Source organism: Blastomonas sp., assembly GCF_046294995.1.
Lineage (GTDB): Bacteria > Pseudomonadota > Alphaproteobacteria > Sphingomonadales > Sphingomonadaceae > Blastomonas.
Window position 1 is genome coordinate 71428 of record NZ_JBKBOG010000009.1, and the last position, 24294, is coordinate 95721.

Genomic DNA, 24294 nt, shown 5'->3' on the forward strand with positions numbered 1-24294 from the left:
TTGTGATATGCAACGAATTTCCCTATCGACCGTATCAAACTTAACATGCGTCAAGGTGGCGCAGGTCGATTGGCTTGGTCACGACCCCCGTCAAAATCATGTGTGAAGGTCAGGCCATAAACTGATGGCGGTGGAAAATCCCGCAGATGCCGCGCCGGAAATCGGCGGTGCGCCGCTCGATGACGGTGAGTTCAAGGCGCAGCTTGCCGCGCTGATCCCGCATCTTCGCGCCTATGGGCGCTCGCTCAGCGGCAATCGCGATGTGGCGGATGATCTGGTGCAGGATACCATGCTCAAGGCATGGGCTGCGCGCGGTCGATTCGCGGCAGGAACCAACATGCGCGCCTGGACGTTCATCATCCTGCGCAATTCGTTTCTCTCGCAGCGCCGCCGTGCCCGGTTCACCACCGAATGGGACGACGTGGTTGCCGACCGCATTCTGTCGATGCCTGCGGGGCAGGGCGATCAACTGCACCTGGCCGATGTCCAGCGCGCATTGATGCAGTTGCCCGAAAGCCAGCGAGAAGCGCTGATCCTGATTGGAGCGGGCGGATTTTCCTACGAGGAAGCGTCGGAAATCTGCGGCGTGGCGCTGGGGACGATCAAGAGCCGTGTGGCGCGCGGGCGAGCGGCGCTGCAGACGCTGATCGATGATTCGCTGCCCAACGACGAAAGGGGCGAACGCTCCTCCGACCCGATGGCGGCGATCATGGCCGATGTCGACAGGGTCAGCGGCGGGCTTCCCGGGCGCGGCAGCGACGAGGATTGATCCGCTTGGCCATCAGAACGCCAAGACCGATTGTGCAGTTCCCGATCGACGTTTAGCACTGCCGCCATGAATGCATCCGACAGCTATGCCGACGCGATAGGCCGCGCCCGCGACCACTCACCCTTTCTGGCGCTCGCGCTGGACCGGCACCCGTTGTTGCTCGAAGTTCTGCGCCAGCAAGGCGTGGATGCCGCGATCGAGGCGATCGCAGCGGCCTATGCCGATGCCCCTGTCGGCGAGTGCCTGCGTCGGCGCAAGAATGCCTTGGCGATGATGCTAGGCATCGCCGATCTCGCCGGCGTGATCGGCGTCGAGAAGGTCACGCACTGCCTTTCCGACTTTGCCGATGCTGCGCTCGATGCTGCGCTTGGCGATATCTTTGCCAAGCGCAGTCCCGGCGAAACTGTACGCGGATTCGCCGTGATCGCCTTGGGCAAGCATGGCGGCCAGGAGCTCAATTATTCGTCGGATATTGATCCGATCTTTATCTACGACCCTGAGACCCTGCCGGTCAGGCCGCGCGAGGACCCTGCCGATGCTGCGCAGCGCATTGCGCGGCAACTCGTTGATTTGATGAGCGCGCGCGATGGCTATGGCTATGTCTTCCGGATGGACTTGCGGCTGCGTCCTGCAGCCGAGGTGACTCCGCTGGCGATCCCTGTCGATGCCGCCATCTCGCATTATGAATCGCAGGCGCTGACCTGGGAGCAGGCGGCCTACATCCGCTCGCGCGCGGCTGCGGGCGACCGGATGCTGGGCAATTATTTCATGGAGGCGCTGCGCCCGTTCATCTGGCGCCGGTCGCTCGATTTCGGCACGATCGACGAAATCGCCGCGCTGACCCGCCAGATTCGCGACCATTACAGCAAGGGCCAGTTGCTCGGCCCCGGCTTCGATATCAAGCGCGGTCGCGGCGGCATCCGCGAGGTTGAGTTCTTTACCCAGGCGCACCAGCTGATCCATGGTGGCCGCAACCCCGCGCTGCGCGCGCGCTCCACGCTCGACGCATTGGCGGCGTTGGCGGCGCAGGACATCGTGCCGGACGAAGAGGCAGACATGCTGGCGCGGCATTACCGCACGCTGCGCACGCTCGAGCACCGCCTGCAGATGGTAGATGACCAGCAGACCCACAGCCTGCCCCAGGATGTCGAGGCGCTGAACAATGTCGCGAGGTTGCATGGCCTCAAGGACGGTGCGGCGATGATCGAGGTGCTGTCAGGCGTCACCAGCGAAGTTGGGCAAGTGTATGACGGGCTGATCGCATCGCAGCGCGCAAGCAGTGACGATGCCGCGATCACATTGAGCAGCGATCCGGAGTTGCTCGTCGATGCCCTTGCCAGCGCCGGGCTGCAGGCGCCCGAGGCCCTGGCCGCGCGGGTGCAGGCGTGGCGCGGCGGCGCGGTGCGCGCGTTGCGCAGCGCGGCCGGACGCAAGGCGTTCGAGGCGGTGCTGCCTGCGCTGCTCGCCGCTTTTGCCGACGCCCCCGATCAGGCGGGCGCGCTCAACCGGTTCGACGATTTGCTGCGGCAGCTGCCCAGCACCGTGAACGTGTTCCGCCTGTTGGAGGCGCGCCCGGCGCTGATGCAGACCCTGGTCGACATATTGAGTCATGCGCCGCCACTCGCCGAATCGCTGGCGCGCAGGGGCGATCTGCTCGACGGGCTGATCGATGCCAGCGCCTATGATCTGGTGGGCAGCGTGGAAGACATCGTCCAGCGCCTGTCACGCGAAGAGCCAGGCGATGATTATCAGCAGCGGCTCGATGCGGTGCGGGTGCGGGTTGGCGAGATGCGGTTTGGGCTGGGCGTGCAGCTGATCGAGGGACGTCATGATCCCATCGCCATCGCCGGGGGGTATGCGCGGGTGGCGGAAGCGGCGATCATCAGGCTGGCCGATTGCGCGGTGCAGGAGTTCACCGCCGTCCACGGCAGGATCGCCGACAGCGAACCTGTCATCCTGGCGCTTGGCCGGCTGGGTGGCGGCGCGCTGACCCATGCTTCGGACCTCGACCTCATCTTCCTGTTCAGCGGGGAGATCGGTGGGGAATCGGACGGCGCGCGACCGCTTGGCAGCACGCAGTATCACAACCGGCTGGCGCAGCGGATCATCGCGGCGCTCAGCGTGGCGACTGCAGCAGGTGCGTTGTACGAGGTCGATACCCGGCTGCGACCCAACGGCGCCCAGGGTTTGCTTGCAGTTTCGTTCGCCAGCTTTTCTGATTACCAGCGCGGTCATGCCTGGACGTGGGAACACATGGCGTTGTGCCGGGCGCGCGTTGTCTATGGATCCGCAGCGGCACGGTCGCGTCTGGAGGGAATCATTGGCGATGTCCTCCATTCGCCGCGCGATGCCAGCGAAACCGCCGCTGCTGCCCGCAAGATGCGCACCGATATAGCCGCGCACAAGCGACCGATCGGCCCGCTCGACGTCAAGCTGTTGCCCGGCGGCCTTATCGACATCGAGTTCATCGTGCATACCCTGCAGCTGCAGCATCATACGGGGTTTTACCCTGATCTCAGGGATGCGCTGGGCGCACTGGCGCAGGCTGGGCTGGTGGATGTGTCGCTCGGGCGCGCGCATGACCTTTTGACCCGGCTGCTGGTAACTGTGCGGCTTGTCGCACCCGACTGCGTCGTCCCTGTCCCCGCCAGCCAGATATTGATTGCGCGTGCGTGCGGATGCGGATCATGGGATGAATTGCTAGCCACGGTCGAGGAGGCGCGTGCCGACGTGCTGGCCTGCTGGCAGAAGGTTTTTGGAGCGGCTGATAGCGTTCCGCCGAACGGATGAAAGGAATGATGACGATGACCGATATTGGAGACACCATCCCCGATGTGGCGTTGACTCGCCCCGATGGCAGCGAAGTGCGCGCCAGCGACTACGCGGACACGGTTTGGGTGCTGTATTTCTATCCCAAGGATGACACGACGGGGTGCACCAGGGAGGCGCAGGAATTCAGCCAGCATCTCGCGGAGTTCGAGGCTGCAGGTGTGTCGGTGCTCGGGGTTTCCAAGGATCCGCCCAAAAAGCATCTCAAGTTCATCGAGAAATATGGCCTGACGGTGCCGCTTGCCAGTGATGCGGAAAGCGATGGGCTGGCCGAAGCCATGGGTGTCTGGATTGAAAAGTCGATGTACGGCAAAAAATACATGGGGATGGACCGATCCACGTTCCTGATCGGCAAGGACGGCCGGGTCGTCAGGATATGGCGCAAGGTCAAGGTTGCAGGCCATGTCGATGAAGTGCTTGCAGCGGCGAAAACGGTCTGACCGTCCAGCACACGCTCAGTTCGGAAACACCGTTCGGCGGCCTGCTCAACCGAGCAGGTCGCCTATTTTTCAATAAATGGCGAATTTCTGCAATACGCGGATCTGGGCATGGCCGTATGGCGGATGGGGCGATTCTGGAAATCACGCACCTGCCGACCGCGCAACATTCGGCAACATTTTGCCGCGACAAAACGCTTCAACGCGCGAGCCAGCCGCTTTAACGCTCCATCGACCGGGATGGGTTGCGGTGCACAAACATTTTCTTCTACTCACAATCTAACGAAGTCGGAGGGAAGGGGTTCCAACGATTTTTCGCTTTTTTCTGCCCTGGCCTCGATTGAGGCCGTGGGAAAAGAGAGCAGCCGTCATGGTCTACCGGCCAGGCGACTGCCCGATAACAAGGTGCTGAATATTCATGGTCGCAACCAGAATTGTCGCAACGGTCCTTACCACTTCCGCAGCTGGCCTGCTGTGCGCTGCATCACCAGCGTTTGCTGAAAACGGATCTGCCGATGTCGCTTCGAACATCGCTTCCTCGATCAAGGACACCAGCAGCAGCGCTCAGGACACCGAGTTTCGCGCATTATTCGCTGACTGGAAATCGCTCGAAAATCGTGAAACCGGTCGCATTGCCATCCCGTCGCGCAAGCCGGTCGACAGCTTCAAGCTGACCAGCCAGTACGGCTTCCGCGCCGATCCGTTCGCCGGTCGCCGCGCCCGCCACAAGGGCGTCGATATGGCAGGCCCGATCGGTACGCCGATCTACGCTACCGCCGACGGCATTGTCGGACGCGCCCAGTGGGTCGGTGGTTACGGCAAGTATGTCGAGCTCGACCATGGCGGCGAAATCCAGACGCGCTACGGCCATATGTCGGAAATCCTGGTCGAACCCAACCAGCGCGTCACCAAGGGCCAGGTCATCGGCCTGATGGGCTCGACCGGTCGCTCCACTGGCAGCCACCTTCATTATGAAGTGCGCATCGCCGGAAACTCGGTGAACCCGATGCCGTTCATCTCCTCGCGCGATTATCTGCTGGCCATCGCAGATGGCAGCAAGGTGGCTCAGGGCGGCCCGGCGGAATAAGCGCCCTCCGCCAGCGTTCACATCCTTCAATCAAGTCAAGAGCGTCGGTTTTCCGGCGCTTTTTTCTTGTCCGCTTGGCGGAATTCCGCAGTTAGGCGTTGCTTTAACCGATCGATTAAATCATGATCGGCTGCAGAGCGGGAATCGTCGCACAAGCGCCAGATCGGCGGTCGAACAGATTCCCCCGAACAGGAGGGAATGTCGCAATGCATCCATCGGTCCATGCCCGGACGGACGGCCAGAAGCCTGCGGTCATCATGGCAGGCTCGGGGGCCACGGTCAGCTATGACCAGCTGGATCGCCGGTCGAACCAGGTTGCGCACTATCTGCGGTCCCAGGGTATCGGCGTGGGCGACACGGTCGCCCTGTGCCTGGAGAACCGGGCCGAATATTTCGATGTCGTCTGGGGTGCGCAGCGCTCGGGGCTGATCTTCGTTGCGCTCTCCAATCGCCTGACCGCAGACGAAATCGCCTATATCCTGAACGACAGTGGCGCCAAATTGCTGTTCACGTCGAACACGCTCGCCGCGCAGCAGGCGGCGATAGCGGCCGAGTGCCCCGACGTGCCGATCGCCAGCCTTGACGATCCGGCGGTCGTATCGGCCATCGATGCGATGCCCGATACGCCGATACCCGACGAGCGGGCAGGTGCGGACATGCTCTATTCCTCGGGCACCACGGGCCGTCCCAAGGGAATAAGGCTGCCGTTGCCAGAAGACGGCAACATCGCAGCCGGCAACTCGCTGGTGGCGCTGGCACAGGGTGCCTTCGGCTTTGGCGCAGACAGCATCTATCTGTCGCCGGCGCCGCTGTATCACGCTGCGCCGCTGCGCTGGTGCATGACGGTGCACAAGCTTGGCGGCACGGTGATCGTGATGGAAAAGTTCGATCCCGAACAAGCCCTCGCCTTGATCGAGCGCTACAAGGTCAACGTCAGCCAGTGGGTGCCGACGCATTTCACCCGGATGCTCAAGCTCCCCGAAGAGGTGCGGCTTCGCTATGACGTCTCCAGCCTCAAGTCGGCCGTGCACGCTGCCGCGCCATGCCCGGTGCCGGTCAAGCAGGCGATGATCGACTGGTGGGGTCCGGTGCTCAAGGAATATTACGCCGGAACCGAAGGCAACGGCTTCACCTTCATCTCGAGCGAGGAGTGGTTGACGCACCAGGGGTCGGTTGGTCGCGCGCTGCTCGGCATCGTGCGGATTTGCGATGAGGAGGGCAACGAAGTCCCCGCGCGCACTGAGGGCACGGTGTACTTCGAAGGCGGCGGTCAGTTCAGCTATCACAACGATGCCGACAAGACCCGCGAGGCAACGCATCCGCAAGGGTGGACCACCCTGGGTGATGTCGGCTGGGTCGACGAGGAGGGCTATCTGTATCTCACCGACCGCAAGAGCTTCATGATCATCTCGGGCGGGGTCAACATCTACCCGCAGGAGATCGAGAACCTCTTGGTCAGCCATCCGCGCGTCGCCGACGCTGCGGTGATCGGCGCGCCATGCCCCGATATGGGCGAGAGCGTGGTCGCCATCGTCCAGCCGCTCGATCTGGCGGACGCCGGCGCGGAGCTGGCCGACGACCTCAGCAGCTATCTGCGCCAGTCGCTTTCGGGTGTCAAAATGCCGCGCCAGATCGATTTTCGCGACGAGCTTCCCCGGCATGCCACCGGCAAGCTCTACAAAAGGCTGCTGCGCGACGAATACTGGGCCAAGGCCAAGGCCGATGCCGAAATGGCGGGAGGCTGAGCCATGGCGACGATCGCTCCGGCCGCGCTGCCGCCCGAGATCGCATCGGCGATCGTCAACCCCATAGCCTATGGCCAGTGGAACGAGCTCAAGGACAAGTTCCGCTGGGCGCGCGACAATATGCCGGTCGCACAGGTGCAGGCAGAGGGCTATATGCCGTTCTGGGCCGTCACCCGGCATGAGGATATCCTCGCCATCAGCAAGGACAATGCGCGGTTTCTCAACGCGCCCAAATCGGTGGTGCTCTCGCCGGTCGCGGTGCAGATGCTGACGCATATGATCACCGGCGGCAGCCCGCATCTCGTGCGATCGCTGGTCACCATGGATGCGCCCGAGCACATGGACTATCGCAAGCTGACGCAAAGCTGGTTCATGCCCAAGAACCTGGCGAACATCGAGGCGAAGGTGCGCGAGATTGCGCGCGCTTCGATAGACGCGATGGTGGCGACCGGAGGCACCTGCGATTTCGTGCACCAGGTCTCGTCGCTGTATCCGTTGCATGTCGTCATGCAGATTCTGGGCGTCCCGCACGAGGACGAGCCCTTGATGCTCAAGCTGACGCAGGAGATGTTCGGCGGCGAAGACCCCGACCTCAACCGGGCGCGCTCGGTCCAGCTGACTCCTGAACAGATCTCGCAGCTGGTGGTTGACGCGGTGCGCGATTTCGAGGGCTACTTCATGAAGCTCGCCGCCGACCGGCGCGCCTACCCGCAGGACGATGTCGCCACCGTCATCGCCAATGCGCTGATCGACGGGCAGCCGATCAGCGACCGCAATGCGGCGGGCTATTACATCATCGTCGCTGCAGCCGGGCACGATACGACGTCTGCCTCGACCGCGGGGGCGATGTGGGCGCTGGCCGATGATCCCGAGCAGTTTGCGCGGATCAAGGCCGACCGCAGCCTGCTGCCTGGCCTGATCGAGGAGGCGATCCGCTGGACCACGCCGGTCCAGCATTTCATGCGCACCGCGGCCGAAGATTGCGAGATTGGCGGGCAGGCGATCGCCAAGGATGACTGGCTGATGCTGTGCTATGTCTCGGGCAATTACGACGAGCGGGTGTTCGACAATCCCGACCGGTTCGATGCGACGCGCGGACCGAACCGACATGTCGCGTTCGGCGCAGGCGTGCACCAGTGTCTGGGGCTGCATCTGGCGCGAATGGAGATGCGGATTTTGTTCGAGGAACTGCTCGACCGAGTGGAAGCGGTGGAGCTTGCGGGCACCCCACAGCGCGCCTCCAGCACCTTTGTCGGCGGACCCAAGACGCTGCCGATCCGCTTCGTCGCGCGGTAGGCTTGCCGGATGAATGGCCGGATGAATAGATAGTGGCCTGCGGTGGACGGGCGATGTAGCCTGATCGCCAAGACCCATATTGAAAAGACCAAGCACCCGGACCCAGCCGGGCAGATTTCTCAGGAAAGGATCGTTCTCATGGTTCAGCAATACAGCGTACTGATCAACGGCAAGCTCGAAAAGCCTGGCAAGTGGATCGACGTGGTCAATCCCGCGAACGAACAGGTGATCGGCCAGGTGCCCGATTGCGGCCAGGCAGAGCTCGACCGCGCGGTCGCAGCCGCGCGCGCCGCGTTCAAGACCTGGTCGAAGACCCCGATCGATGAACGCCGCGCGGTGATCATGAAGATATCGGCCGCGATCAAGGAAAACGCCGACGAGCTGATGCGGCTGCTGACCGCTGAGCAGGGCAAGCCGCACGCCCAGGCGACCGGCGAGATCTATGGCGCCGCCGGGATGGCCGCGGCGCAATCGACGCTGACGCTGGAAGACGAGATCAACGAAGACAGCGAAACCCGGCTGTCGCGCACCCGCCGCGTTCCGGTGGGCGTGGTCGGCGGCATCGTGCCGTGGAACTTCCCGGTGATGATGGCGATCCAGAAGATCGTGCCTGCGATGCTTTCGGGCTGCACCATCGTGCTCAAACCCTCGCCGTTCACGCCGCTGGCGACGTTGCGGATCATGGAACTGGTGGCAGACGTGGTGCCCGCAGGCGTGCTCAACGTCATCACCGGCGGCGATGACCTGGGCCCGATGATCACCGCGCACCCCGATATCGACAAGATCACCTTCACCGGATCGACCGCGACCGGCAAGCGCGTGATGGAAACCGCATCGAAGGACCTCAAGCGGATCACGCTCGAGCTCGGCGGCAACGATGCCTCGATCGTGCTGCCTGATGCGGACGTCAAAAAGGTCGCCGAGCAATTGTTCTGGTCGAGCTTCACCAACGCAGGCCAGATCTGCGTCGCGGCCAAGCGCATCTATATCCACGAGGATATCTACGACGAACTGTCCGCCGCTATCGCAGAATACGCCCGCCATGTGAAAGTGGGCGATGGCGCCGAGCAGGGGACGGCTGTCGGCCCGATCCAGAACAAGAAGCAGTATGAGCGGGTGCTCGAGTTGATCCAGGATGCCAAGGACAATGGCTACAAGTTCCTGGTCGGCGGCGATCATGATCCCTCGGTGCCCGGCTATTACGTGCCGATCACGATCCTCGACAACCCGCCCGAAGACGCGCGCATCGTGGCCGAGGAGCAGTTCGGCCCGGTCATGCCGCTGATGAAGTTCGCGACTGTCGATGAAGCTATCGCACGCGCCAATGCCTCGGACTACGGGCTCGCCGGTGCGGTGTGGACCAGCGACACCGACGAGGGCGTACGCGTCGCCGAGCAGCTCGAAACCGGAACCGTGTGGATCAACGAGTTCCTCCACCTGTCGCCGTTCGCGCCCTTTGGCGGACACAAGCAGTCGGGCTTTGGCGCCGAATATGGCAAGGAGGGTCTGCTCGAGTTCACCTATCCGCAGGTGATCACGATCAAGCGCGAGAAGGCGGCAGCGTAGGCATTCCAGCCGTCTTCCTTGCAGCGGCAGGCGATGAGATGGTGACCGTTCTTGCCACCCCGTTCTCCGGCGAAAGCCCAGGTCCAGTGGTTATGTCGCATGATCCAAACCCTGATCTCCGGCTTTCGCCGGAGAACGGACTGCCGCCAGAAGCAATTTCTGCCCGTTGACGGAGGGCGTAACGCTGTTTAACCGTTCGATTAAATCCGGTGTGGAATCGTCCTCATACCGCCCGTTTCGTAACTCAATCAGGAGATACTCCATGGCTCATGCCTATATTGTCGATGCAGTTCGTACCGCAGGGGGTCGTCGCGGCGGACGGCTTGCTGGCATTCATCCGGTGGACCTTGGCGCTGCGGTGTTCGACGCGATCGCCAGCCGCAACGATTTCGACACCCGCGCGATCGACGACGTCATCACCGGCTGCGTCGGCCAGGGCGGCGAGCAGACGATGGACCTGGGCCGCAACGCGGTGCTGGCATCGAAGCTGCCCGACAGCATTCCTGCCGTCACGATCGATCGCCAGTGCGGATCGTCGCAGCAGGCGATGCAGTTCGCAGCCCAGGCGGTGATGAGCGGCACGCAGGACATCGTGCTGGCCAGCGGCATCGAAAGCATGACCCGCGTTCCCATGGGCAGCCCTGCGGTGCTGTACATGAAGGCGGGCATGGGCAACTACAAATCGGCGCGGCTCGAAGAGGCGTTCCCCGGCGTGATGTTCAGCCAGTTCGATGGCGCCGAGATGATCGTCAAGAAGCATGGCCAGACCAAGGAGCAGATCGACGCCTTCTCGCTCGAGAGCCATCGGCGCGCGGCCGCAGCATCGCAGGCAGGCGCGTTCGAAAACGAGATCGTTCCGGTCGAGATCGAAACCCCCGAGGGCAAGGAATGGCACAAGGTCGATGAAGGCATTCGCTTCGATGCGACGCTGGAAGGCATCTCGGGCGTCAAGCGCATCACCGAAACCGGCGTGCTCTCGGCCGCCAACGCCAGCCAGATCTGCGATGGCGCTTCGGCGGTGTTGATCGTCTCCGAGCAGGCGCTCAAGGATCATGGCCTGACCCCGCGCGCGCGCATCCATCATGTCTCGGTGACCGCAGGCGATCCGGTGATCATGCTCGAAGAGCCGCTGTTCGCGACCGAGCGCGCGCTCAAGCGTGCGGGCATGAAGATCGACGATATCGATCTGTACGAAGTCAACGAGGCGTTCGCGCCGGTGCCGCTGGCGTGGCTGTCGTACCTCGGCGCCAGCCATGACCGGCTCAACGTCAATGGCGGCGCGATCGCGCTGGGCCATCCGCTCGGCGCCTCGGGCACCAAGCTGATGGCGACTTTGCTCAACGCGCTCGAAAAGCGCGGCGGCAAATACGGCCTGCAGACGATGTGCGAAGGCGGCGGCCAGGCCAACGTCACGATCATCGAGCGGTTGAGCTGAGCTAAGCCATTCAATCCTCCCCTTTTTAGGGGAGGGGACCATCCGCAGGATGGTGGAGGGGTGTCTCCCTATCGCAAACGTGGACACCCCTCCGTCTCGCCTGCGGCGATCCACCTCCCCGTGCAGGGGAGGATTTTCAGATATTCATTCCAGGAGACACTTCATGATACTTGATTCCAGCATTTCTGCCGTTGTTACCGGCGGTGCCTCGGGCCTCGGCGCTGCCACGGCCCGCGCGCTTGCCGCCAAGGGCGTCAAGGTCGCCATCTTCGATCTGCAGGAAGAAAAGGGCACCGCGCTCGCCAATGAAATCGGCGGCGTGTTCTGCGAAGTCAATGTGACCGACGATGCCAGCGTCGATGCCGGGTTCGAAAAGGCGCGCGCCGCGATCGGCCAGGAGCGCATCCTGGTCAACTGCGCCGGCACCGGCAACGCGATCAAGACCGCCAGCCGCTCGCGCGACGACGGCAGCATCAAGCACTTCCCGCTCGATGCGTTCAACTGGATCATCCAGATCAACCTCGTTGGCACGTTCCGCTGCATCGCCAAGTCGGCTGCCGGCATGATGACGCTCGACCCGCTGCCCGACGGCGATCGCGGTGCGATCGTCAACACCGCATCGGTGGCGGCAGAAGACGGCCAGATCGGCCAGGCGGCCTATTCGGCATCCAAGGGCGGCGTCGTCGGCATGACCCTGCCGATCGCGCGTGATCTTGCCGGCGAGGCGATCCGCGTCAACACCATCCTGCCTGGCATCTTCAACACCCCGCTGCTTGCAGCCGCGCCGCAGCAGGTAAAGGACGCGCTCGGCGCATCGGTGCCGTTCCCCAAGCGCCTCGGCGATCCGGACGAATATGCCAAGCTGGCGATGACGATGATCGAATGCGGCTATTTCAACGGCGAGGACGTGCGTCTCGACGGCGGCATCCGCATGGCGCCGCGCTGATACCTCAATAACCCCGCCCGGTGAACGCCGGGCGGGGTGTCTTTTCGGGAAGGGCGATCACAATGGATTACACCACCATCCGATATTCGGTTGATGCCGGCATCGCGACGATCACGCTCCACCGTCCCGAAAAGATGAATGCCTTCACCAACACGATGATGGCCGAGATGATCGCGGCGTTCGACCGGATCGACGCCGATGACGAGGTCCGAGCGGTGATCGTGACCGGCGAGGGCAGGGCATTTTGCGCCGGAGCGGACCTGACGCCCGACAGCGGCGGCGGGCCTTTTTCCAGCGACCATCCTGTGGCCGACCTTTCGGATCCGCGCGTGCGCGACGGCGGCGGGATGCTGACGCTGCGCATGTTCCAGTGCACCAAGCCGATCATCGGCGCGATCAATGGCGCTGCGGTGGGCATCGGCGCCACCATGCAGTTGCCGATGGACATGCGCCTGGCCTCCAGCAATGCCCGGTTCGGCTTCGTCTTTGCGCGGCGCGGGATCGTGCCGGAGGCGGCCTCCTCGTGGTTCCTGCCCAGGCTGGTCGGGCCCCAGCAGGCACTCGAATGGTGCATGACCGGGCGGGTGTTCGATGCGCAGGAAGCTCTCGCCGGCCGGCTGGTGCGATCGGTGCATGCACCCGAGGATCTGATCCCCGCAGCGACCGCGCTGGCGCGCGAGATCGCGGACAACACCGCGCCGGTCTCTGTAGCGCTCACCCGCGCGATGCTCTGGCGGCTGCCTTCGGCTCCGCACCCGATGCACGCACACCGCATCGACAGCCGCGCGATCTATACCCGGTCGCGATCGGGCGATGCCGCCGAGGGAATCTCCAGTTTTCTCGAAAAGCGCACCGCGACTTATCCCGACCGGGTTGCATCGGACATGCCGGGTTTCTATCCATGGTGGGATGAACCCGATTATGAATGACGCGCCGCCGGTCCTCGATGGCGAACGCAATGCCCGCGATCAGCTGATCGAGGCAGCCAGCCAGATCATGCGCGACGGCGATACCGTCGACCTGTCGCTCAGCGAACTGTCGCTGCGCTCCGGTCTCAACAGCGCGTTGGTCAAATATTATTTCGGCAACAAGCAGGGCCTGATGCTGGCGCTGCTGGAACGCGATATGCGCAACATCGTCAACAGCCTCGATGCGCTGGTGGCCAAGGACTTTGCGCCCGACGAAAAACTGAGGGTGCACATTCGCGCGGTGATCGGAACCTATTTCCGTTTTCCCTACCTCAACCGTCTTTTGATGCGGCTTGTCCGCGATGCTTCGCCCGAAGTTTCCCGCAAGATCGCCAACGATTATCTGCGGCCGATTTCGCATGCGTATACGCGGTTGATCGACGAGGGCGTGCAAAGAGGCCTTTTCCGTCCGATCGACCCGCAGCTGTTCTATTTCACCGTCACGGGTGCGGCCGATCGGTTCTTCTCGGCGCGGCTGGTGCTGCATCACTGCTACGGCCAGAGCGAGATGACCGAACAGATGCGTGACGACTATGCCGACCATACCCTGGACATTCTGATGCCGGGCTTGCTGCGTCACCCCGAAGCCACATAGACACCGGTATCATCCTCGAGCGGGCAAAAACCGTCGTTACATAAAATCGTAATACGGTAATAAACTTTCAATCGAGTGAACGATTGTTAAATGGGGGTCATGAGCATCCCCAAAACGGGTTTTCCCGCCGACAACATTGAATTGCCTGTACGACCGTCCCACATCAGCGCTGCTGATCAGCATGCGTTCGAGACCGCGACGCGTCGGCTGCGGCAGGCTCTTGAGCGCGCGGCTCGTGGTGGCCGCCATTCCGAGGTGGTAGAAGCGCGCCTCGACCTTCGCGCAATCGCGGTAAAGCTCCGCGATGCAGGGATGTGGCGTGCCGACAAGCAAGGCTTGCGCGCCACTGTATCGCTGCTCTGGGAGGCCGATCGCTTCGTCAGCGACCAGGCTCTTGCTCAGGTTGGCAGCGAGTCTTCCGAATAGATATCATTTCGCTATTTCCAGATCTTCACGCCTGCCGGGTCGCAACCGGAAGCAGGCACGAAGAGGCGGGTCGGTCGAGACATCGAGCCATGTCACGATCGGCCCGCCATTAACAAATGTTGATGTTACCGTTTAATGACACCGGGTATGCCAGAATGTCACCGCTGCCAGGGAATGTAATTGGCCCGGTTACTTCGCAGCAGTCCAAGTTTGTGTTTGGCAGAACATTGCAATGCATCCTTCGACCTTCAAAGTGCCACCCTTCGCGGGACTGACGATCGACCGGTAGGTCTTGCCGGTGTTGGGGTCGTAGATTTTCCCCCGCCACTTATCACCATCCGCTACGAAATCGCTGAGAATGGGCAAGCCGACAAGCTTGCGCGTCTTGAGCGCCGGATCGGGGTTGTTCACGTCGGTGGTCACCCCGCTCTTGGTGGGCTCGATCAGGCGGCTGATCCTGCCGCACAAGACCTTGCCGCAAGGTGCGATCGTCACCAGTGCGCGCTTGCCCACGGTGTACCACGAGCCGGTAATGCTTTGCGCCGCATGCGCAGGCGCAGCCATGCCCAATGCCGCTGCAGCCATAATTGCGACAGACGCGATCACGCGCATATTGTTCTCCACCTTGATTAGGATTAGCCTCAGCCCCGAACCCCGCAGCAGACGGGGCGAGGTCTGGATGAATGCGGACTGGTGATAACGCGGGGACTGAAAAGCATGAAGCAGAAATTTGCAGCAATCGTGTCGACATTGGCGATCATGGCGGCGTGTCCTCTGGCCGCAGAGGACATCGAGGTCGCGGCGGGGCCGGGCGCGCAGGAGCGGCTGCAGGAAGCGCTGATCCTGGCGCAACCCGGCGACGTCGTCATGCTCGGCGAAGGCAAGTTCGAGCTGACCGATGGTCTGTCGCTCGATGTCGCGAGCGTTACGATCAAGGGCGCGGGGCCCGACAAGTCGGTGCTCAGCTTTGCCGGGCAGCTGGGCGCGGGTGAAGGCTTGCTGGTGACGTCCGACAACGTCGTGCTGCGTGATTTCGCCGTGGAGGACAGCAAGGGCGATGCAATCAAGTCCAAGGGCGCGGACAACATCGTCTATTACAACCTGCGGGTGGAATGGACCGGAGGGCCAAAGGAAACCAACGGTGCCTATGGCGTGTATCCGGTCGAGTCCGAAAATGTCCTGATCGATTCGGTGCTGGTGATCGGGGCGTCGGATGCGGGAATCTATGTCGGCCAATCGCGCAACATCATCGTGCGCGATTCCGTCGCCCGGTTCAATGTCGCGGGGATCGAGATCGAGAACAGCTTCAACGCCGATGTCTATGACAACATCGCAACCAAGAACACCGGCGGCATCCTGGTTTTCGACCTCCCCAATCTGCCGCAGCAAGGCGGGCATAACGTCCGCGTGTTCGACAATGTGGTGGTTGAGAACGACACGCCAAACTTTGCGCCCAAGGGGAACATCGTCGCCAGCGTTCCGACCGGCACGGGCATCATGGTGATGGCCAATCGCGACATCGAGATCTTCGACAACGTGTTTGAAGGCAACGGCTCGTCGAACATCATGGTCATCGGCTATCGCCAGGCATACGAGGACGCCCAGTATCAGCCGACGGTGCGCAACGTTCGGATCAGCGAGAATGCCCATGGCAAGACCGGGTTTGCGCCGCAATTTGCCGGGGGTGAAATGCTCGCTGCGGCCTTTGGCGGCAGTGTTCCGCCGATCATCTGGGACGGCGTCGGCGGATCAGACGCGAACATCGTTTCGAGCGACGACGTGCCGGTGCTCAACCTGGGTCTGACCCGGTCCGACCAACCGATCGAGACCGCTCAGCCCGCTCTGGCCAAGCTTTCCGGTGATGCTGCACCCAGGCTGCCGAAGATCGTGATGCCTGCCTCCATGGAGGCGGCGATCAAGTGACGGCATGGAGGGTCATGGGCGCGGTGGCGGTGGCCGCGGCGCTGCTGGGCATGCAGCCTGGGCCGCCAGGGGTGAACGATAGCGCTATCATCGATCCGGGCCTGCCGCGCCAGCTTTCGCAGTTCGGCTTTTTTGCAGGCAATGGCGTATCCGCCCCGAACCGCGCGCTCATCGGCTACTCGCTGCGCACACCTTTGTTCTCCGATTACGCAGAAAAGCAGCGGTTCATTTACCTACCCGCCGGGGCGCGGGCGCAGGTGAAGGAAACTGCCCATGTCGAGTTTCCCGTGGGCAGCGCGCTGATCAAGACCTTCGGTTACGGCAGCGGCGCGGACTTCAGGCCGATCGAAACCCGCGTGCTGCTGCGCCGTGCGAGCGGGTGGGAAGCCATACCCTATGTCTGGAACGCAGACCTGAGCGATGCCGAGTTGAAGGTTGCAGGGACCCGGCTTGCGGTATCCGTTACCAAGCCATCGGGCGAAAAAGCGACGATCAGCTATGCCGTGCCCAACAAGAACCAGTGCAAGGAATGCCACGCGCACAACGGTGCGGTCACGCCGATCGGCCCGTATTTCCGCAACATGGACTTCGCTGCCGGCCAATTGAAGCGGTTTCGCAGCCAGGCGAACTGGCCGCAAGATCCGGTGGCCAATGATGGCCCGGTGTGGAACGACCCGGCCACCGGTTCGCTCGACGCTCGCGCCCGTGCGTATCTGACGACCAACTGCGCGCATTGCCACAACCCGGCCGGATCGGCGAGCAACTCCGGCCTGTTTCTCAACCCCGAGGCGGCGGACATCGCGGTCGCCACCGGCATCTACAAGCGCCCGGTGGCGGCAGGGCGCGGCAGCGGCGGGCACGAGTTCGCGATTGCGCCTGGCGACCCCGACCGCTCGATCATGGTCCATCGCATGTCTTCGACCGAACCCGGCGTCGCGATGCCCGAAGTGGGCCGCTCGATGGTCCACGACGAAGGCGTCGCCCTGATCCGGACGTGGATTTCCTCGCTGCCCGCAAAATAGCCGTTGCGCCCGCCATAGGCCACGCTACTCGAACGCTTTCACACCCGAGCAGGAGCGGATGCAGATGAGCGAATGGACGATTGGCGTGAGCGGCGGATCGGGACTGTATGCGATTGATGGACTCGAGGACGCGCAATCGATCCGCATCGACAGCCCGTTCGGCGAAGCGTCGGACGAGGTCGTTATCGGCACACTGCATGGCCATCGCTTCGTCTTCCTGCCGCGGCACGGCAAGGGCCACCGGATCAGCCCGACCGATGTCAATGCCCGCGCCAATATCGACGTGCTCAAGCGGGCGGGTTGCACCGACGTGGTCGCGATCTCGGCGATCGGATCGCTGCGCGAGGAACTGCCGCCGGGCAGCTTCGTGGTCGTCGACCAGTTCATCGACCGCACCGTCAACCGCACCAAGAGCTTCTTCGGAACCGGCATGGTGGCGCATGTATCGATGGCGGACCCGATCTGCCCGCGCCTGTCGGCCCTGGCGGCGCAAGCGGCATCGGCCGCAGGGGCAACGGTCACCAAAGGCGGCACCTATCTGGCGATGGAAGGCCCGCAGTTCTCCAGCCGCGCAGAGAGCCATATGTACCGTGGCTGGGGATGCGATGTCATCGGGATGACCGCGATGCCCGAAGCGAAGCTGGCGCGTGAGGCCGAGCTGCCCTATGCGCTGGTCGGCATGGTCACCGACTATGACTGCTGGCGCGAAGGCGAGGCGCATGTCGAGGTCGGCGCGATCATCGCGCAGATGAACAGCAATTCGGCGATGGCGCGGCAGATGGTGATCGAACTCGCCAAAGCGTTGCCGTCGCAGCGCGACGCAAGCCCGATTGATACGTGCCTGGATTATGCGCTGATCACAGCGCCCGAAGCGCGCGATCCGCAATTGCTCGCCAGGCTGGATGCCGTTGCGGGACGCGCTTTGGGTCGCCGGTGAGCGGTACTACGCTGCTGCGCCCGAACCGCGCACCGTCCGGCCGGGGGCCAACGCCCAGCGCGTGATCGCGGCCATCCCGGTGGTGCCCCCGCGCACCGCCAGCCGGGCGGGGAGCGAGATCGAAAGTCCGTGCATCGACCGCGCCCAGCCGGGTAGTAGATCGATCCCGGCCTGCATGGTCATGTGGTGGAACGGTGCCAGCGCAGCGCTCGACGCAGGCTGGTTGAGCAGCAGATCGGCAATCTCGCGGGTGCGCTCGTCGAAGCGCAGCCGCGATCGGGCATCGCGGATGTACATCTGCGCGTCGCGATAGGAGCGGGGCACCGGGTCTGCACCCAGCAATTCGCCGACCTGCGTCATCTCCTCGAAATAGCGGTCGCGCTCGCGCAGCGACATATGCGGCTTGCGATAGCGGATGAAGCTGTCGACGAAGCACAGGCTTTCGGTGACGTGGACCCAGGCAAGCGCCTCAGGATCATTGGCGTGATACGGGGTTCCATCGGGCAGCGTGCCGTGCACGTGATCGTGAATCCGGCGAATGCGGGCAATCTCGCCCAGCGCCTGCTCCGTGTCGCCATAGGTCGTCCGGGCCAGGAACGCGGCGGTACGCCGCAGCCGTCCACGCATATCCTGCCGGAAGACCGAATGGTCCCACACGCCTGCCAGAACCCGCGGATCCAGCATCTGCAGCAGCAGCGACGCGATACCGCCGATCATCATCGCGGTGACATCGCCATGGACCTGCCAGCAGGCCGAAGTCGGCCCGAAAAGCCCGTCGTCTTCGCGGGAGATTTCGATCACCTTGCCGCCGGGATCGGCAAAGATCCGGCGGATTTCCGTGCCGATGGAGTCGCGCAGCGTTTGCATGTTGCCAATATGGGGCGTCGATCGTGATTTGCCAATCGCCCAGTGCGGCAGAACCGAGCTTGCGGAACCGCCGGTTTCACGCGGTTTTGGCCCCAGATCTGCGCCATCGGTAACGCTTTGCTAATTGCCCGGCACTATGTCTGCTGGCATGTTCGGACAGAAGCAAGCAGACCCTGAAACGCCAAGAGCGCCGTTGATGGATCGCCTGAACAATGGTGTCGTCGAGGGTATTCACGGCATCAACTCGATGTCGGCTGTCTCCTTGCTGGCGATTTGCGCACTCTGGCCCATCGTTTTCGGCGTCCGGTCGCTGGCGCTGCTGATCACGGCGGTGGCGGGCGGTTTCCACCTCGGGTTCGTGTCGGTGTCGCTGGTCCTTGCGGTATTGGTGTCGCTCTGCATCGATATCGCGATATTCCTGCCCTCGTTTAGCGAGCGGGCCCGGCAGATGGTCGGTGTGCGCTTCCCGGGATTGCTGGCTTCGATCGTGTGCGTATCCTCCGCTGCGTTTGGCTTTGCGCTGCTCAAGGTGGCGTATGCCAGTGGCGGCCTGGGCATCCTGCTGGGGTTGCTCGCGTTGCTGGGCGCGCTGCTGCCGACATTGTCGGTTCTGGTTCCCCACCGGATGCTGATGTTTCTGGCGAGCCTGTCGACCGCTGCCGGCGTGTTCATCGCCAGCGGCGACCTGCAGTTCGTGCTGGGGGCGATGGTGTACCTGCCCGCCATGCTGCTGGTCGCGCTCCTTCGCAGCAAGGACGACCGCGAAGCCGAAGCCAAGATCGATCGGCAGAAACTCAACAACGAACGCGCCAGGTGCCTGCTGTCGGACTACGAGAAATCGGGCCGCGGCTGGTTCTGGGAAACCGACCGGCACGGCCGGATCGCCTATATCAGCGACGCGGCCATCGAAGCGATCGAGGGCGATCCGCAGACGATCATCGGCCAGCCGCTGAGTTCGGTCATCTGCTCGCCCGGCTCGGAAAGCGGCGGCAGCGAGCGGACCTTCAACTTCCACTTTTCGGCCCGGACCGCGTTCAGCGATCTTGCCGTGCGCGTCGCTCGTTCCGAGGAGGAGCGGGCATGGTCGCTCTCAGGCGGACCATTCTACAACGAATTCGGCCAGTTCGTCGGCTTTCGCGGGCATGGCACGGACCTTACCGAAGTCCGGCGCTCGCACGAGGCGGTGACCCAACTCGCACGCTACGACAATCTGACCGGGCTGGCCAACCGGCTGTACATCAAGGAACTGTTCGAGAAGGCACTGACCGGGCACCGTGGCGAACCGAACCCGTGCTCACTGTTCCTGCTGGACCTGGATCGGTTCAAGCAGGTCAACGATACGCTGGGCCACCCCATTGGCGATCTACTGCTCAAGCAGGTGTCGGAACGTCTCAAACGGACGATCGGCGACAGCGGCGAGGTCGGGCGCCTGGGCGGGGACGAATTCCAGGTGGTGCTGCCAGGGATCATCAGCGAGGAGCGGCTGGCGGACATCGCACGCTCGGTCATCGTCAACCTCAGCCATCCCTATATGGTGGAGGGCAACCAGATCGTCATCGGCGCATCGGTCGGCATTGCGGTCGCTGATGGACGGCATGTCTCGGGTGCCGAAACGCTGATCCGCAACGCCGATCTGGCGCTTTACTCCGCCAAGGAAAACGGGCGCGGCATCTGGAAGTTCTACAGCGAGGACATGCACAAGGTTGCCCACGAGCGTCGCGCGCTCGAAGGCGAATTGCGCGCGGCCTTGCAGGCAGGCGGCATGAGCGTCGCCTACCAGGCCGTGGTCGATGTGGCGACGGAAACGATCGCCGGATTCGAGGCGCTCGCCCGCTGGAGCCACCCGGTCCGGGGTGCGATCAGTCCCGCTATCTTTGTTCCGATCGCTGAAGAATCGGGTCTGATCATGCAACTGGGCGAGTGGGTCTTGCGCACCGCCTGTTCCGACGCAGCCTCCTGGCCGCGGCAGGTGCGGATCGCGGTCAACGTGTCGCCGATGCAGTTTGCCGACCCCGCCTTTCCCGCCATCGTGCTCAACGCGCTGGCGCAAAGCGGGCTCGAGCCCGAGCGGCTCGAGCTGGAAATCACCGAAAGCGTGTTCCTCGACGACAAGCTCGATGCCGCGCGCATCTTCGAGCGTCTGAAGGGCATCGGGGTCCGGCTGGCGCTCGACGATTTCGGCACGGGTTATTCGGCTCTGGGCTATCTGCGGACCGCGCCGTTCGACAAGATCAAGATCGACCAGAGCTTCGTGCGCGGCGCCGCCCAGTCGGGCAGCGCCAACAGCGCGATCATCCGCTCGATCGTGTCGCTTGCCGAGGCGCTCAACATGGAAACCACCGCCGAAGGTGCCGAGACCATCGACGAGCTCGAGCTGATCCGCTCGCTGGGTTGCAGCCATGTTCAGGGGTATATCTATGGCAAGCCCGTGGGAATCGCCGAGGCGTGCGAACGGCTCGCCGGGATCGACAGCCATGTCGAGCCGATCGGTCACAAGCGCAGCCGCGAGAACCGGTTCAAGGTGCTGCGGACCATCGGCATCCATCACGACGGCTATTGCTATCCCGCCAGAATCAAGAACATCTCGCCGGGCGGGGCATTGATCGAAGGGTTGTGGGATGTCCCCGCCGGAACCCAGTTCGAGGTGGCGCTGGGCGTCAACCTGAAGGTTCGCGCCACCGCCCGATGGTCGGTGCAGGATCGCACCGGACTGCAGTTCGACGTGCCGATCAGCCTTGAAAAGTTCCGCCAGTCGGCTCCGCCGCAACTCTCCACCGGCTACCCCGAACAGCAGCGCGCCTGATCTGCGCGATCCACTTCCGCAAGTGACAGCCGTCTGCGGCAAGGATATGGTCGCAGCCAGTTTGGTTGGGGAGGTTATCGCATGATCCGTTTGCTCGCTTTGTTCGGCGCCGTCGCGTTGAGCGCCTGTAATCCCGCGCAGGACACGACAGAAGCGCCTTTGCCCGGCGGGGCCTGGCAACTGGCGGCCGATCAATCGCGCGTCGCGTTCATCTCGGTCAAGGGCGGCGATGTCGGCGAGGCGCACAGTTTCGGAAAGATCGATGGTACGGTGGCAGCGGATGGCAACGTCGTGCTGGTTGTCGATCTGGCCAGCGTGCAGACCGGGATCGACGTGCGCGATCAGCGGATGCGCGACATGCTGTTCGAGACCGCCAGCTTCCCGCAGGCGAAGCTGACCGCGAAGATCGATCCGGCAGCGCTGCAAACGCTCAAGCCCGGCGAGCGCAAGGCGATGAGCGTGCCGTTGACGGTCGATCTGCATGGCACGACCAACTCCATCGAGGCTCGCCTGATGGTCACCCGCCTGGCGGGCGAATCGGTGCTCGTCGAAACCGCCGCGCCGCTGATCATCGATGCATCTTCGGTCGGACTTGGCGAAGGGGTCGAGAAGTTGCGCGCCATCGCAAACCTGCCTGCGATCAGCAGCGCGGTGCCGGTCACCGCTTCGCTGGTGTTTACCCCCAAAGGCTGACCGTAACGCACACGCTTGCACTTCCGAACATTATGTCATAGCTTATGCCAATAACTGCAACTGGCGGATTGGCAGGGAGAGATGGCGTGCCGGGCACCAAATGGATGATGGCGTTGCTGCTCGCGGCAGGTTTGGCCGCAGCGGTAGGCGCTGCTCCGGCGAGCATTCCAACGAGCGCGCAGAAGATAACCGGTGAAGCCGCCAGGCCGTCAACCAGGCCGAACTTCGTCGTCCTGCTGGCCGATGATCTCGCGCTGATGGATTTGGGAACTTACGGCGGCGAGGCCAGCACGCCCAATATCGAATCGCTTGCCAGCCAAGGCCGGATGTTCACGCGGTATTATTCCTCGCCATTGTGCTCGCCATCGCGCGCCATGCTGCTGACCGGGCTCGACAATCACCGCACCGGGGTCTCGACCATACAGGAGGTGATCCCGCCGGAGCACATGGGGCAGAAGGGCTATTCGCTGCGGTTCGAGCCGGGTGTCAGGACAATCGCGGATCGGCTCAAGGCGCAAGGCTATCGCACCTATATGACCGGCAAATGGCATCTCGGCCATGGTTCGGGGGATCTGCCCAACGATCACGGGTTCGATCGTTCGTTCGTTCTCGACGCGTCGGGCGCGGACAACTGGGAGCAGAAGTCCTATATGCCGTACTACAAGACGGCGCCATGGTTCGAGGACGGCAAGCCGGCAACGCTGCCAAAGGACTTCTATTCGTCGCGCTTTCTGGTTGACCGGATGATCGATTATATCGATGCAGGGCCGGCCGATCAGCCGTTCTTCGCCTATGTCGGGTTCCAGGCTGTCCACATCCCGGTGCAGGCGCCTGCCGAATTCACCCGAAAATATGCCGATACCTATCGCGAGGGCTGGGCGGCGATGCGCAAGGCCCGCTGGCAGCGCGCGCAGGACATCGGGCTGATCCCCCAGGGAGCGCCGCTGGCAGAGCCTGTTGACGGCCTTCGCACATGGGAAAGCCTGACCCGCGAAGAGCAGGCGCTGTTCGCGCGCCACATGGCGATCAACGCCGGAATGATCGAGGCGATGGATCATCACGTCGGTCGGTTGATCGCGCATCTCAAGGCAACCGGCCAATATGATAACACCGTGTTCGTGTTTACATCGGACAACGGCCCTGAGCCCAGCAATCCGATGGCCGGATCGCGGTTGATGGATCTGTGGACCCGCGCCAACGGCTACAGCGTTTCGGCGGACAACTGGGGCGAGAAGGGCACGTACGGGTTCATCGGCCCGGAGTTCGCCAACGCAGCGTCTTCGCCCGGGGCGATGTTCAAGTTCTACACCAGCGAGGGCGGGCTGCATGTGCCGATGATCATGGCAGGGCCCGGCATCGCTCCCGCCGCGCCCAGCGCTGCAATGACCACGGTAAGCGACATCGCACCGACGCTGCTCGCGATGGCGGGCGGACACGCCGATGCGGGGACGTTCGATGGCACGTCGCTGTTGCCGGTGCTGTCGGGCGAAAGCGACGCCGTGCGCGGCCCGGACGTCCCGGTCGGGTTCGAGGTTTCGGGCAATGCCGCGCTGTTCAAGGGACCCTATAAAGTGGTTCGCAACCTCAAACCCTATGGCGATGGTCGCTGGCGCCTGTTCGATATCTCCACAGACCCGGGCGAAACGCGCGATCTGAGCGCCGCCGAACCTGCAAAATTTGCCGAACTGATGGCGGATTACCGGGCCTATGCCCAGCGCAACGGCGTACTGGAAATGCCGGAAGGGTACGATTCGACCCAGCAGATCGGGAAGAACACGGTCAAGAAAATGGCCGGCCATTATTGGTATGTGCTGGCCGGGCTGGCCGTCCTGATCGTGCTGGGACTTTATGGCGCGCTGCGGTTGATCCGTCGGCGGGGCAGGGCAAACCCGGCTTGACCCGGTCACAGTATTGGCATAGCCTATGCCAATAAGTCAGGTCGGAGGATGG

20 protein-coding genes are annotated in these 24294 nt (G+C 63.2%); 18 read left to right on the forward strand and 2 right to left on the reverse strand.

Annotation, left to right across the window (positions count from 1 at the left end; translation table 11 throughout):
* Window positions 1-124 precede the first annotated feature (124 nt).
* The 12 genes from ACK4R0_RS11325 to ACK4R0_RS11380 all read left to right on the forward strand — a co-directional run bounded on the left by ACK4R0_RS11325 (window position 125) and on the right by ACK4R0_RS11380 (window position 14099).
* Window positions 125-769 (forward strand): sigma-70 family RNA polymerase sigma factor, encoded by a 645-nt coding sequence (locus ACK4R0_RS11325; RefSeq protein WP_409674039.1) that lies wholly within the window; start codon window positions 125-127, stop codon window positions 767-769.
* A 66-nt stretch (window positions 770-835) separates the two neighbouring features.
* Window positions 836-3559, forward strand: coding sequence for a bifunctional [glutamine synthetase] adenylyltransferase/[glutamine synthetase]-adenylyl-L-tyrosine phosphorylase (locus ACK4R0_RS11330; protein ID WP_409674040.1), 2724 nt, complete (start codon window positions 836-838; stop codon window positions 3557-3559).
* An 8-nt stretch (window positions 3560-3567) separates the two neighbouring features.
* Window positions 3568-4038, forward strand: coding sequence for a peroxiredoxin (locus ACK4R0_RS11335; protein WP_409674095.1), 471 nt, complete (start codon window positions 3568-3570; stop codon window positions 4036-4038).
* Window positions 4039-4453: 415 nt separating this feature from the next.
* Window positions 4454-5122 (forward strand): M23 family metallopeptidase, encoded by a 669-nt coding sequence (locus tag ACK4R0_RS11340; RefSeq protein ID WP_409674041.1) that lies wholly within the window; start codon window positions 4454-4456, stop codon window positions 5120-5122.
* A gap of 206 nt (window positions 5123-5328) precedes the next feature.
* On the forward strand, window positions 5329-6867 hold the full coding sequence (locus ACK4R0_RS11345; RefSeq protein ID WP_409674042.1) for an acyl-CoA synthetase: 1539 nt from the start codon (window positions 5329-5331) through the stop codon (window positions 6865-6867).
* Window positions 6868-6870: 3 nt separating this feature from the next.
* Complete coding sequence (locus ACK4R0_RS11350) at window positions 6871-8163, forward strand: cytochrome P450 (RefSeq protein WP_409674043.1); 1293 nt, start codon at window positions 6871-6873, stop codon at window positions 8161-8163.
* A gap of 138 nt (window positions 8164-8301) precedes the next feature.
* A complete protein-coding gene (locus tag ACK4R0_RS11355; protein WP_409674044.1) occupies window positions 8302-9729 on the forward strand; it encodes an aldehyde dehydrogenase family protein in 1428 nt (475 codons plus the stop codon).
* Window positions 9730-9991: 262 nt separating this feature from the next.
* Window positions 9992-11164, forward strand: coding sequence for an acetyl-CoA C-acetyltransferase (locus ACK4R0_RS11360; RefSeq protein WP_409674045.1), 1173 nt, complete (start codon window positions 9992-9994; stop codon window positions 11162-11164).
* A 163-nt stretch (window positions 11165-11327) separates the two neighbouring features.
* The gene (locus ACK4R0_RS11365; protein ID WP_409674046.1) at window positions 11328-12110 is read left to right on the forward strand and encodes an SDR family NAD(P)-dependent oxidoreductase; all 783 of its coding nucleotides are present in this window, start codon (window positions 11328-11330) and stop codon (window positions 12108-12110) included.
* Between the two features lie 62 nt (window positions 12111-12172).
* The gene (locus tag ACK4R0_RS11370) at window positions 12173-13039 is read left to right on the forward strand and encodes a crotonase/enoyl-CoA hydratase family protein (RefSeq protein ID WP_409674047.1); all 867 of its coding nucleotides are present in this window, start codon (window positions 12173-12175) and stop codon (window positions 13037-13039) included.
* The gene (locus ACK4R0_RS11375) at window positions 13020-13673 is read left to right on the forward strand and encodes a TetR family transcriptional regulator (RefSeq protein WP_409674048.1); all 654 of its coding nucleotides are present in this window, start codon (window positions 13020-13022) and stop codon (window positions 13671-13673) included. Before ACK4R0_RS11370 ends, ACK4R0_RS11375 begins: the two co-directional genes overlap by 20 nt.
* 99 nt (window positions 13674-13772) lie before the next feature.
* Entirely contained in the window at window positions 13773-14099 is a 327-nt protein-coding gene (locus ACK4R0_RS11380) for a hypothetical protein (RefSeq protein ID WP_409674049.1), read from the forward strand.
* A gap of 189 nt (window positions 14100-14288) precedes the next feature.
* Here the strand turns inward: ACK4R0_RS11380 and ACK4R0_RS11385 are convergent, their stop codons facing one another.
* Window positions 14289-14711, reverse strand: a complete 423-nt coding sequence (locus tag ACK4R0_RS11385) for a DUF2147 domain-containing protein (protein WP_409674050.1) — start codon at window positions 14709-14711, stop codon at window positions 14289-14291.
* 105 nt (window positions 14712-14816) lie between these two features.
* On the opposite strand from ACK4R0_RS11385, the gene ACK4R0_RS11390 reads away from it, so the two are divergent.
* The 3 genes from ACK4R0_RS11390 (at window position 14817) to ACK4R0_RS11400 (ending at window position 17981) form a co-directional block, all read left to right on the forward strand.
* Window positions 14817-16022 carry a parallel beta-helix domain-containing protein gene (locus ACK4R0_RS11390; protein ID WP_409674051.1) on the forward strand — a complete coding sequence of 402 codons (1206 nt, stop codon included), beginning with the start codon at window positions 14817-14819 and terminating at the stop codon, window positions 16020-16022.
* Entirely contained in the window at window positions 16019-17044 is a 1026-nt protein-coding gene (locus ACK4R0_RS11395; RefSeq protein WP_409674052.1) for an SO2930 family diheme c-type cytochrome, read from the forward strand. The genes ACK4R0_RS11390 and ACK4R0_RS11395 overlap by 4 nt, the downstream gene beginning before the upstream one ends.
* A gap of 64 nt (window positions 17045-17108) precedes the next feature.
* Entirely contained in the window at window positions 17109-17981 is an 873-nt protein-coding gene (locus tag ACK4R0_RS11400) for an S-methyl-5'-thioadenosine phosphorylase (protein WP_409674053.1), read from the forward strand.
* Window positions 17982-17987: 6 nt separating this feature from the next.
* Here the strand turns inward: ACK4R0_RS11400 and ACK4R0_RS11405 are convergent, their stop codons facing one another.
* Window positions 17988-18848, reverse strand: coding sequence for an oxygenase MpaB family protein (locus ACK4R0_RS11405; RefSeq protein WP_409674054.1), 861 nt, complete (start codon window positions 18846-18848; stop codon window positions 17988-17990).
* A gap of 196 nt (window positions 18849-19044) precedes the next feature.
* On the opposite strand from ACK4R0_RS11405, the gene ACK4R0_RS11410 reads away from it, so the two are divergent.
* The 3 genes from ACK4R0_RS11410 to ACK4R0_RS11420 all read left to right on the forward strand — a co-directional run bounded on the left by ACK4R0_RS11410 (window position 19045) and on the right by ACK4R0_RS11420 (window position 24242).
* Entirely contained in the window at window positions 19045-21651 is a 2607-nt protein-coding gene (locus ACK4R0_RS11410; RefSeq protein WP_409674055.1) for an EAL domain-containing protein, read from the forward strand.
* 81 nt (window positions 21652-21732) lie between these two features.
* Window positions 21733-22344 carry a YceI family protein gene (locus tag ACK4R0_RS11415; protein WP_409674056.1) on the forward strand — a complete coding sequence of 204 codons (612 nt, stop codon included), beginning with the start codon at window positions 21733-21735 and terminating at the stop codon, window positions 22342-22344.
* Window positions 22345-22430: 86 nt separating this feature from the next.
* Window positions 22431-24242 (forward strand): arylsulfatase, encoded by a 1812-nt coding sequence (locus ACK4R0_RS11420; protein WP_409674057.1) that lies wholly within the window; start codon window positions 22431-22433, stop codon window positions 24240-24242.
* The last annotated feature ends 52 nt before the right edge of the window (window positions 24243-24294 follow it).